This window comes from Aquabacterium parvum (assembly GCF_001447195.1).
GTDB classification, from domain to species: domain Bacteria; phylum Pseudomonadota; class Gammaproteobacteria; order Burkholderiales; family Burkholderiaceae_C; genus Aquabacterium; species Aquabacterium parvum.
In genome coordinates this window covers 1-273 of the sequence record NZ_LFRI01000332.1, presented here as the reverse complement: position 1 = coordinate 273, position 273 = coordinate 1, and the positions used below count along the sequence as shown (strand labels likewise).

The following is a 273-nucleotide window of genomic DNA, read 5'->3' as shown; positions in this document are numbered from 1 at the left end:
GAGCATCACAGGCTCCCTTGATCCAGGGCACCGGAACGCTCGATAGCTTCCTCGGCGCGGGCCAGCGCATCAGACACAGCAGCCTCGATGAACTCGCGCTTGCTCATGTCGAGCAGGTTCGTCACTTGATCGAGGCTCTCGATCAGCGAGGGATGCACCTTGGCGCACATCTGGCGCAGCTCGGTGAGCTGGCCTTGATCAATGGCCTGATCGACCAGCCGGCCCATGTTGGCACCGTGGCTCAGGGCCTTGAGCTTCAGCACCTGAAGCTGG

The 273-nt window shown here is 62.3% G+C and carries 1 protein-coding gene; it reads right to left on the bottom strand.

Annotated elements, in window-relative coordinates:
- Positions 1-5 precede the first annotated feature (5 nt).
- The coding region (locus tag ABG80_RS22790; RefSeq protein ID WP_160322529.1) for a hypothetical protein at positions 6-273 on the bottom strand (268 nt) is incomplete at its 5' end.